Origin of the sequence: Paenibacillus uliginis N3/975 (assembly GCF_900177425.1) — a bacterium.
GTDB lineage: Bacteria > Bacillota > Bacilli > Paenibacillales > Paenibacillaceae > Paenibacillus_AQ > Paenibacillus_AQ uliginis.
In genome coordinates, this window is sequence record NZ_LT840184.1 from 2,707,774 (window position 1) to 2,719,559 (window position 11,786).

Annotated in this window: 8 protein-coding genes; all 8 read left to right on the forward strand. The window is 45.8% G+C overall.

Translation table 11 applies throughout. The annotated features are described in order from the left end of the window. Nucleotides 1–6 precede the first annotated feature (6 nt). The 8 genes from B9N86_RS12810 (at nucleotide 7) to B9N86_RS12845 (ending at nucleotide 11,783) form a co-directional block, all read left to right on the forward strand. Nucleotides 7–1,392, forward strand: a complete 1,386-nt coding sequence (locus B9N86_RS12810; protein ID WP_208919596.1) for an ADP-ribosylglycohydrolase family protein — start codon at nucleotides 7–9, stop codon at nucleotides 1,390–1,392. Nucleotides 1,393–1,593: 201 nt separating this feature from the next. After that, nucleotides 1,594–2,682 carry a peptidylprolyl isomerase gene (locus tag B9N86_RS12815; protein WP_208919598.1) on the forward strand — a complete coding sequence of 363 codons (1,089 nt, stop codon included), beginning with the start codon at nucleotides 1,594–1,596 and terminating at the stop codon, nucleotides 2,680–2,682. A gap of 88 nt (nucleotides 2,683–2,770) precedes the next feature. After that, nucleotides 2,771–4,861: a right-handed parallel beta-helix repeat-containing protein gene (locus tag B9N86_RS12820; RefSeq protein WP_244563069.1), complete on the forward strand. Its 2,091-nt coding sequence runs from the start codon at nucleotides 2,771–2,773 to the stop codon at nucleotides 4,859–4,861. 110 nt (nucleotides 4,862–4,971) lie between these two features. After that, entirely contained in the window at nucleotides 4,972–6,711 is a 1,740-nt protein-coding gene (locus tag B9N86_RS12825; RefSeq protein ID WP_208919600.1) for a sensor histidine kinase, read from the forward strand. A gap of 2 nt (nucleotides 6,712–6,713) precedes the next feature. Continuing rightward, the gene (locus tag B9N86_RS12830; protein ID WP_208919602.1) at nucleotides 6,714–8,051 is read left to right on the forward strand and encodes a response regulator; all 1,338 of its coding nucleotides are present in this window, start codon (nucleotides 6,714–6,716) and stop codon (nucleotides 8,049–8,051) included. 125 nt (nucleotides 8,052–8,176) lie between these two features. After that, a complete protein-coding gene (locus tag B9N86_RS12835) occupies nucleotides 8,177–9,898 on the forward strand; it encodes an extracellular solute-binding protein (protein ID WP_208919609.1) in 1,722 nt (573 codons plus the stop codon). 88 nt (nucleotides 9,899–9,986) lie between these two features. Further along, nucleotides 9,987–10,877 (forward strand): ABC transporter permease, encoded by an 891-nt coding sequence (locus B9N86_RS12840; RefSeq protein ID WP_208919611.1) that lies wholly within the window; start codon nucleotides 9,987–9,989, stop codon nucleotides 10,875–10,877. Nucleotides 10,878–10,895: 18 nt separating this feature from the next. After that, entirely contained in the window at nucleotides 10,896–11,783 is an 888-nt protein-coding gene (locus B9N86_RS12845; RefSeq protein WP_208920318.1) for a carbohydrate ABC transporter permease, read from the forward strand. Nucleotides 11,784–11,786: the final 3 nt, after the last annotated feature.

Genomic DNA, 11,786 nt, shown 5'->3' on the forward strand with positions numbered 1-11,786 from the left:
AAGCTTATGTCAAGTTGGGGATGGCAAGTGCTGCAAAATTTGGTGCAAGCGGAAATCAAGCAGCGTACGGAAGAGGGCTGCGAGGTCGAAGGGTTTCAACAGAAGCTGGAAGACGCGGGACAGGATGCTGGCAAGTTGACGGCTGTTTACGAAGAGTTGACAGCGCTTCCGATTGCGGCTAACTTCCCGTATTATGAACCGAACGGGCTGGAGGAGATTCGTGCGGCGAGACCGGAAGGTCCTCGCAATATGAATGTGGACTGGACAGAGGAGCAGTGGCGGAACAAATTTCATGGTGCATGGCTCGGCAGAAGTGTTGGTTGCGCGCTCGGCAAACCGCTGGAAAGCTGGTCGTTCATGAACGGTACAAACGAAAATCCGGGCTGGAAAAACGTCCAGCTGTGGTTCGAAGGAGCGGACGCTTGGCCAATTAAGAACTATACGCCAGGACAATCGCGGGCACAGGAAAAACATGGAATCGAATTGGCCAATTATGCACGGCAAAGCGAGCTAGAGCGCATTCAGTATATGGAAACCGATGACGATATTCGATATACCGTTCTGAGTCTTCTGATGCTTGAGGAGAAGGGGCTGGCTTGGGACTCGTGGGACACTGGATTGATGTGGCTCAAGCATTTGCCGTTCGGCAAAGTATTTACCGCCGAGGCGCAATCGTATGCGAATTTTTCGGCGCTGGCGAACCAGTACGGCTGGAACCGCGGTGAGGATTCCGAAGCGCAGAAAGATTGGGTGCGGACTCACTTGAACCCGTACCGAGAATGGATTGGAGCGCAAATTCGCGTTGACGGATTGGCCTACGGAGCGGCAGGAAGGCCTGAGATCGCAGCAGAGTTAGCTTGGCGCGACGCTTCGTTCTCGCATGTGAAGAACGGTATTTATGGCGCCATGTTCGTATCGGCCATGATTGCTGCGGCGTTTGCAGAAAATGATCCGGAGCGTATTGTCGAGATCGGTTTAAGCGAAATTCCGCGTCATTGCCGGTTATCTAGCGATATTCGATTAGCCGTCAGCATCGCGAATGAAGCGACGAGCCAGCTGGAGCTTGTTGACCGGATTTGGGAATCGTTCAAGCACTACCATCCGGTGCACACGAATAACAACGCCGCGTTGTGTGCGGCTGCGCTCGTATTCGCCCGAGGCGATTTCGAGACGGCGATCACGACCGCCGTACTCGGAGGCTGGGATACGGATTGCAACGGGGCAACCGTCGGTTCGATCATGGGCGCCATCGATGGGGCGAAGCAGCTGCCGGAAAACTGGACTTCCAAATTAAATGACACGATGTATTCGGAAATTAACGGCTTTCATCCGATCGCTATATCCGAGTGCGCGCGGCGCAGCTACGAGGTGTACCGTAAACTACACGGCTAATTCGAACAAAATCAATGCTTACAGGAAAATCCGTTGGAGATCAACTCCAACGGTTTTCTGCATTTTAACTTAAAAAAAGTAAAGAAAACGAAAGTGTATGTCAATGAATTGAAATTGTTTCCATTTGGTACGGATATTACAATCTTAGTTGTAGACATGGAGTGACAATTCTTTAGTTGGTGATGAGGGAGGAGCGATGTCATGGATCAAGCCCATCAACTCATTCGAAAACCAAGGTGGGTGGTTGCGGGCGTATTTCTGCTTGTACTTACGATCTTCACTTCTGCCGCATGGGCGAAAGAGAAGGGGGATGCCAAAGATGAGGATGACTATATTGCAAAAATCAATGACGTTCCCATTAGCCTCTCCGAGTTTGAACGAGCGGTTCGAAGGAATAAGTCAAGCGTCCTTCATTATTTTCAAGAAAAGTATAACGTAGAGCAGACACCCGAATTCTGGACCACGTCGTTTCAAGGAGAAATTCCTGCAGCGATGTTGAAGAAGCAAGCATTAGACGACAGCGTGCGCATTAAGCTCAGACAACTGATTGCCAAAGAACAAAACGTTGTCCAAGACATTAGCTATGAAGGATTCTTGCAGCAATTACAGCAAGAGAATGAACGAAGGAAACAAGCTATCCAAAATCATGAGGTCGTCTACGGACCTGCACAATATCAAGAAGAAGCCTATTTTGAATACAGGATGACAAATGAAACGATTACCGTAAAGCAGAAGATGAGCGCATCCAAGGTCAATGAAGACTCTGTGAAGCAGTTCTATGATCTGCATAAAGACGAGCGATACGTGACATCCGGTTACGTGAAGGTACAGCGCATTTCGATTCCTTTTTTAGATGCGAAACAACACGTGGATACGTTCAAGAAAGAACAAGCCCAGATCGAATTAGAGAAAGTACGACAAGATTTGGCTGCGGGAGCTTCTTTTGCAGATCTTGCGCAAGCCTATATGACAACGGATCAAGAGATGGAGCTGACCTATCACCTCGGGAACGACCGGCAGAATGCAAGAAGCCCGTTGGCTCAGGCAGCGGCAAAGCTCTCAATTAACGGAATTAGCGGCATGATTGAAGAACATGGCAGTCTTCATGTCATAAAGTGTATCGAGAAAATTGATCCGGGCTCCGCATATATACCTTTGGAGGAAATTCGAGAACAGGTACGCCAAGATATGATCGATGACCAGTATGAATCATATGTCAGCAAGAGGTTGTTAGAGGTGACAATCGTACGGAACGAATCCCAGTATCAATCCTATCCCATGCCACGCTAAACCTATGTTTTCCTCACTTTTGTAAGCGTTTCAATGAAATATCGTTTAAGCTTTTACATACATCAAAAAAGAGGAAGGAAGAAGACTTATGTTCAAAGGAACAGCCCAGAAAATTATTAGTCTGGCCGTTGCGGTGCTTATGTTCTCTAGCGTTGCAGCGGTGTCTCCGACAAAGGTGATGGCAGAAGCGGGAAATACGTACTATGTTGATAACTTCAGCGGAGATGACAATCATGGGGGGACAGATCAAAGCGCAGCATGGAAAACGTTAGCTAAAGTAAATGCAACTACCTTTGCGCCCGGAGACAAAATCTTGTTCAAAGCAGGCGGTTCTTGGCAAGGACAGCTATGGCCGAAAGGCTCGGGTTCAGACGGCAGCCCCATCGTCATCGATATGTATGGAACGGGGAATAAGCCGCTCATTGCTGGCGTGACGTCAGAATTATCGACTGTTTTCCTTAAAAATCAGGAATATTGGGAAATCCAAAATTTAGAGGTCACCAACCCTTCTTCCGAGCCTTTTACAAGAGATTGGAAAGGAGCGCGGGGGGAACGGCGCGGCGTCTACATACTAAATGAAGAGAGCGGGATATTGAACCATATTTATATCAAAAACTTAAACGTTCATGATGTAGATGGCGTATATACAACGCGCTCTGGCGGAATCATCTTCGATTCGGTCGGCTCCATCGTGCCGAGTGCGTTTCACGATATCCTCATTGATGGAAATACATTAACCGATGTTGATGCATACGGAATCTATATCAGCTCCAATTGCATCATACGTTATGGCATGGGCGATCTATGGGAATGGGTTCCGAAGCCTTATGGCCCGTGGACGCCATCAACAGGCGTGAAGATCTCTAATAATACGATCGTTAGAGCCGCAACGGGCGGGATTGCTTGGAACGTGACAGACGGTGCCGTGGTTGAGCGGAATACCGTCCAAGAGGCTACCTATCTCGCGACTAATGCATCCATCTGGTGGGCGTATGCCGACAACAACGTCGTTCAATTTAATGAGTCTTTTGCTAGTCGCAATGGTTCAGAAGACAGAACTGGCTTCGATGTGGATGCGGGAAATCTCGGGTCACTCGTGCAATACAACTACAGTCACGACAATGCAGGCGGTTTTATGCTCTATGTGAATGATACCTACAATACGATCAATACCATTGTCAGATATAATATTAGCCAGAACGATAAAGGCCGTATCTTCCGTTACAGCGGCTCGATTGATACGGTTATGAACTACAATAACACGATTTATGTAGGAGCTGCTTCCGGCAATCCTGTCATGAGTGATTATTTCACCAAATCTTCTGGCAGTCCCAAAAATATTAAAAACTACAATAATATCTACTACAGTGTTGGAGACCGCGGATGGACGTTGACGGGTCAGACCTTCGATAATAATGCATACTTTGGCGGGAAAACCTTAGTGAGTTCGGATGCTCACAAAATAACGGCCAATCCGAAGTTGTTGAATCCAGGCAGCGGCGGAGTTGGCATGAATACGGTGGACGGCTATCAATTACAAGGTGACTCTCCGCTCATTGGTGCAGGAGTTCCGATTGCAGACAATGGCGGACGCGACTACTTCGGCAATACATTATATAACGGGGATCCTGATATTGGCGCATTCGAATATCAAGGCGACGTACCGCCAGCCACGAATAAACCGCCAATCGTATTCACACCGGCACCGATTACGCCATTGCCGAAACCACCCGGACCTGCCGTGGGCAATCTGACGCCGTTAGCGACAGCAAGTGCGTCCATAGCTACCTTATCGGGCAGTTCGATCAAATGGCTGAATGACGGCTTGTATGATAAAGCGTGGTCTAGTGTGGATAAAGGAGTTACGTTCCCGAATTACATTGCGCTAGATTTTGGTGCGAGAACCGTGACCGTGAACAATATGAAGGTCGTAACCCGCTTCGGAACAGGTCAAGGGGTAACGAGCCTGGATATCGAAGCTTACGACGGCACGTCATGGGTCCCAGTGCAGACAGGCGTGCAATGGGTTTGGCAATCGAATGACCAAACGAATGAGACTAAAAGCGTAGACTTTACGGCAACGACGGCAAGCAAATTCCGGTTAAAGATCAACGGAGCGAACCTGAAATGGGGCAACTTCGCGATCAATGAATTGGAACTTTATAATCTCAACCCATAATAGAAGAGGATCGAAGATGAAAGAGACGGATGAGAAATCATCGGTCTCCTTTTTTCGGTAAAAAGGGATTATACTTAATGTTGAACTTTGTCAAAAAATGGAGGTGTCGCATGAAACTGCAGGCTACGGGGAAGGCCAAATGGTTAGTCTATCAGAAAATCGTCATCGTATTTATCGCATTCCTTGTCCCTCTCATTTCGATGAACATTTGGGTGAATTACAAGGGAATGTCCTTTATGAAGAATGCAATCTTGGATTCATCGCTGGCGGGCGCGTCATTCTATTCGAAGCAACTCGACAAAGAGATGTATTTCATTCGCAATCTACAATTGCAATTTTTGGGTGATAAAGATTTGCAGAAGCTTAGCTTTCAAGGCGGCAGGTTAGGGCGTTATGAAGAGGTTGAACTCATCAATCAGATTAGCGACCGGTTAAGCACGCTCCTATCGTCCAGTGATTATGTAGTCAATGGTGGGGTCTATGTCGAGGCCATCGGCAAAACCATCAGCAGCATGACAGGGGTAACGAATACGCCGAATGATGAATATAAGCGAATAGATTCGCTACTGAAGACGAAACCAAAGCCGTCTTTTTTTAGGGATGGAGATCGAATCTTTTTCATAGAAACCGAAAATAATGCAGGAGTCTGGTCGTATATTGAAATTTCCCGATCCAAGCTCTTAGAGGCTCTTCATGAAATAGCTACCTTATATCAGGAATCCGAAGTTTTGTTAGGGAACCGCGATATGGGGAAGGTCCTATCCACGACACAAGAAGACCAGGTATCGACTGCCGTTCTTAACCTGATGGATGAACAGAACGAACATGATTCGGACTTGCCGGAAATGAAAAAGGTGAATGGCAAAAGCTATTTTATTATACATAACAATGTCAGTGCGTTGAATTTATCGTTAGTCATGTATGTCAATCAGAATGAAATCACTCGTCCCTTAAGCCAGTTCAGCACGTGGTTCTATGCCTTGTTCATTATCGCGATCGCAGTCATGCTGCTCTATTCTTACTCGGTGAATATCATGATTCATAGACCACTCTCTAAACTTTTGAAAGCGTTTCATTTGATCGAGACGGATAACCTCGATCTCGTCATCGAGTCCAGAAGCAAGGACGAGTTCCACTATTTGTTTCATAGCTTTAATCGCATGGCCTTTCGGCTCAAACGCTCCATTGAGGAGAACTACGAACAGAAAATTGCCCTACAGCACTCGCAGTTGAAGCAGCTTCAATCGCAAATCAATCCGCATTTTCTGTATAACAGCTTCTTTAATATCTATATGATGTGCAAAGTAGGCGATGCCGACAGCGCAGCGGAGTTATCCCAGAAGCTGGGCAGCTATTACCAGTACATTACGAGGAGCGGTTCCGATGAAGTGCCGTTCTATAAAGAGTATCGGCATGCGCTTGATTATTGCGAGATTCAGTGTATTCGATTCTCGAATCGGATCCATTACGAATACGATGAGATTTCGGACGCGACGAATGTGATTGCTGTTCCAAGATTAATCATTCAACCGATTGTCGAGAATGTGTTCGAGCATGCCTTTGAAGATGGTACGATGCACGGCGTGGTATATATTGGCGCGGATTGTCAGGAAGGAAGAGTCCGAATTACGGTAGAGGATAATGGGAATCTATTAACGGACGAAGATATCTTGCAGTTACAAGAGAAGCTAGCGAAGCATTCCAGTCAAGTAGAGAACACCGGTCTCATCAATGTAAATAACCGATTACAACTGAAATATGGAGTAGGGAGCGGCTTATTCGTCTCGCGCAGCTCGTATGGCGGATTAAAGGTAGAACTAATCATAATCTATGAACATGAGGGGGCATAACTATGTACCGACTATTAATCGTAGATGACGAGCCTGTCATCGTAAATGGCCTCGTACAGCTGTTTCAGGAAAATCGTGAGTTTGAACTGGATATTTGCAAAGCTTATTCAGCCGGCGAAGCGCTGGACATTGCGAAGAAAACTAAGCTGGATATCTTAGTAAGCGATATTCGCATGCCGCAGAAGAACGGGCTTCAACTCGTGGATGACATTATCTACTATTGGCCTTTATGCCGGATAATCTTTCTTACCGGGTACAGCGAATTTGATTATGTATATGAGGCAATGCGCAAGCATGTCGACAATTATATTCTGAAAACCGAAGGCATTGAACCGATCTTCCAAGCTGTGAAGACGGCGATCGGCAAGCTCGAAGAAGAGAATGGACGCAGGCTTCAGCAGGAACGGGCACAAATGCATTTTCAAATTGCTGAGCCGTACTTGAAGAAGGAATTAATGGCGTCGATGTTGAGCGGGGAGTCGATCACAACCTTGTTATCTCATACCCATTACGTGGACGTGGAGTTTCTGATTTCGCTCGCTCGACCTGCTTTCTTCTTAGTAGGCCATGTGGATCGGCTCGAGGGTCACTCGTCGCAAATCCTTGCATCGGTGCAACGGATATTTGGCAATCATTTGCCGAGTTCCATCATCAGCGAAAAAGGGATTTATGACGACCGTGTGCTCTTCTGGTTATTGCAACCGGATGAAGAATTGCTACAGAAGCTTCAGGTTCACCAGGATACGGAAAATCCATGGCATGGCATGGTTGTTTATATGAAAGGGATTCTCGAGCTGGTACAGACTCAATGTGAAGAGCTGCTCGGGGCTTGTGTCTCCTTCGGTATATCCGGGAACCTGTTGAATATATGGGACACGATACATCTTCAGGTCGAAGCGGCGCTTGCCGGGATTCAGCGAAGAGCTTCCCAAGGCCATAACATGGTCATTGTTGATCTTGAGAAGTCAGGGAATCAAGACGATACCCTCGTTCAGAATAACGTGATTGAACAGGAAGATTTCAAGATGCTTGTCATTGAACAAATTCACCGTTTTGTAGAGCATAATTTGTCTGCAGATGTATCCCTTACTTCGATTGCGGATGAGGTTCATTTCAATCCATCGTACTTGTCTCGTTACTATAAGCAGATGACAGGCCGAAACTTACAAGAATATATTCAGTCAACGAAGCTGAAAGTGGCTATTCAATTGATGGAAGATAAGACCTTGAAATTGAATGAAGTCGCCACGCAGGTAGGGTTTGATTCGCACTCCTACTTTACGACGTTTTTTAAGAAAAAGATGGGTGTTTCCCCCCTGGAATACCGAAATTCGAAATAAGTAAATAAAGTAAAAGCATTGTAAAGAAATCAAAATTGATAGCGCCTTACCTTCAACCTAGAATAAAAGTAAGCACCTACAGATTGTTGATACGGCAGCACCAAACAAAGGGGGAAAGGGTCAAGATGAAGACATTCAGATCATGGAAATTGATTGTGCTGGTTACGATGATACTTTCGGTATTTACAGCCTGCGCGAGTCAAGAAAAAGAAACGGCTAGCACGACGACGCCAACCGCTACGGAAGACAATAAGGACAATGCAGCACCGCCGGATCCGTTAGGTAAGTACCCGGAAACAGTTACCGTCTCCGAGGTGCTAGGGTATAATCCACCCGAAGATCCAAGAACGCCTAAAGGCATGACACCCGACCAGAATGCTTATCTGAAAGATCTTAAAGAAATGTTGAATATTGAAGTGAAATATAAGTGGACGGTGCCTTCTAGCCAGTTCGAACAGAAGTTCTCGCTTGCCATGGCATCCGGGGATTTGCCAGATATCATGGAGCTAGATCAGAAGAACTTTGAGAAGTTGAAACAGCAAGATATGCTGGCTGATTTGACAGAAGCTTATCAACAATATGCTTCACCAGCCCTGAAGAAGTATATGGAGTCGGACGGTGGATTCGCGATGAAGACATTCAGCTCGGACGGCAAGCAACTGGGAATTCCAGCATTTGAAGATCCGTTCCTGTCCACGCAGTTACTATGGATTCGTAAAGATTGGCTCGATAACCTGAATTTGCAACCGCCAAAGACGATGGATGAGCTGGAGAAAGTGGCAACCGCATTTGTTCAACAAGACCCGGATAAAAACGGTAAGAATGATACGTACGGCATCGCTATGCAGAAGGAATTGTTCTTCTGGGGATTTGATGTGAGAGGATTCTTCAACGGATTCGGGGCATATCCATCCATTGGTGACAGACAGTCTGCTTGGTTGAAAGACGGCGATAAATTAAAGCCAGGCATCATTCAGCCGGAAGTGAAGACCGCGTTAGGGAAATTGCAATCTTGGTACCAGAACGGGATTATCGATAAAGAGTTCGCGCTGAAAGATGAGAATAAAGCCGTGGAAGATATTACAGCAGGTAAAGTGGGCATTTCCTACGGGGAATGGTGGTACCCGAACTGGCCGTTGAATCTGAATGTGGACAAAGATCCGAAGGCGGAATGGATCGCCATCCAAGTTCCAGGGTTGGATGGACCAGGCCAATCGCTTGTCCCGAAAATCCGCAGCGGTAAATTATTCGCCGTGAACAAAAAAGCGAAGAACCCGGAAGCAGCGATTAAAATGATCAATTTCTATATTGAAATGGGTAACAAGAAATATATGGATCAGAACAAAGCGGAAAAAGGCTATGTATATAACTGGTTTAACCCGCGCATCTACAACCCAGCACAAATCGAGACCATCTATACTGAAGTGAATAAAGCACTTGATGCAAATCAGACGGAAATTACGCTAGACGATGAGAATTATAAGAACGTAGCGGATGTATTTAAGGCCGCGAAGGATTATCTTGCAGGAAATACAAAAGAAGCTTCCAAAGGCGTCAATTGGGATCAATATTACAGCCGTGCTGCCAAAGAAGGCGGTTGGGGATTGACGAGACAGATTAAAGATAGCAAAGCATTCGTGAACAATGAATTCTATGGTCTTCCTACGTCAACCCAAGTGGAAAAGGGCGGCCAACTGGATAAGCTGATGCAAGAGTCCTTCACGAAAATTATTATGGGTGCTCCGCTGGATGAATTCGATAAGTTCGTAGCCAGCTGGAAATCCCTTGGCGGCGATCAAATCACTCAAGAAGTTAATACATGGTATAGCGAGCAATCTACCAAATAAATGATGAGATCGTAAAGCGGGAGAGTGAAATCGATTCGTCGGCAACCCTCCCGGTTTAAAATTCGGTTATGGGTTAGGAGGATCATCGATGAGAACGCTGAAAAAAGAATATCCGCTTCATTTGATGTTGGTACCTGGAGTTATTGTAACTTTGATTTATGCATACGGCCCGATGGCGGGTTTGGTCATGGCGTTCCAGCAGTTTGAACCGTTGTCTGGTTTTTTCAAATCGAAGTTCATTGGGTTTGACAATTTTCGTTACGTATTTGAATTGCCAGATTTCAACCAAGTCCTCTGGAATACAGTTGTTATCGCCCTCTTCAAGATGGTGTTATTTTTACTCGTCCCGCTCATCCTTGCGTTGTTATTGAATGAAGTGACGAAAAAATGGTTCTCACGTTTTATCCAGTCGGCAATCTTCTTGCCTTTCTTTCTTTCATGGACCGTACTTGGCGGTGTAGTTATTGAATTATTCTCCTTGCATGGACCCGTTAACGCAATGTTAAGCTCTATCGGCTTGGAGCCTATTATGTTTATGCTAGACAACCAGTGGTTTAGAGGCATTGTGATCGGATCGGATGTCTGGAAAGGGATGGGCTATAACATGATTGTTATGCTCGCTGCCATTACTGGCATCAACGCGACGTTGTATGAAGCTGCAGAAGTAGACGGGGCCGGAAGATGGAAACAATTGATTCACATTACACTCCCTGGCATGGCTCCGATCTTGATTCTGCTTAGCGTATTAAGTCTTGGTGGAATCTTGAATGCAGGCTTCGAGCAAATCTTAATCATGTATAACCCAACGGTGTATGAAGGGTCAGATATTATTGATACATTCGTCTATCGTCTCGGGATGTTTACCCAACAATTTGGACCTGCTTCAGCTATTGGACTCTTTAAATCGGTCATCTCGTTAGGGTTGGTATCTGCAACCTACTATGCGGCTTACAAATACAATAATTATCGAATATTTTAGGCTGGAGGTCGTACTGTGATACACAAACCAACAATCAGCAGAAAACTCTTTGTCATGATCAATACCATCGTATTAACAGGCATCACCTTGCTTGGAATTATTCCGTTCATTCACTTGTTATCGATCTCACTCAGTTCCAATACTGCGGCAATGGCTGGAGAAGTGAAGCTATGGCCCGTCGGATTTTCTTGGGATGCTTATGTGTACTTAGGCGAGAAAGTCGAATTCTTCCGGTCCTTATGGGTATCCATTGAACGTGTCGTGCTGGGGACAGCCGTTAATATGTTTCTCGTGTTCATTACCGCGTTTCCACTATCGAAATCGAACGACCAATTTAAATATAGAACGCCGTATGTGTGGTTTTTTGCGATTACGATGTTTTTTGGGGGCGGATTGATCCCAACCTATATCGTTGTCAAAAACACGGGTTTAATCGATTCGATGTGGTCCCTGATTTTGCCGGGTGCCTTAAATGTATGGAACATGGTCTTAATGTTGAACTTCTTCAGATCGATCCCGAAAGAATTAGATGAAGCAGCGAGAATTGACGGTGCGGGGCATTGGAGAGTCTTGTGGCAAATCTATTTGCCGGTATCCCTACCATCGATTGCAACCATTGGGTTATTCACCATAGTAGGGCATTGGAACGCCTGGTTCGACGGGATTTTGTATATGAACTCGCCAGAGAACTATCCTTTGCAGACGTATCTCTCAACCTTAATTATGTCGATTAACGCCCAGATGACATCGATCTCAATTGAACAGCTGAAGGCGATGGAGAATTTAAGAGAGAAAACCCTTCGGACTGCCCAAATATTTATGGGAGCTCTGCCCATTATGGTGGTATATCCGTTCTTGCAGAAGTATTTCGTCAAAGGGATGACCGTGGGTAGCGTCAAGGAATAGTTC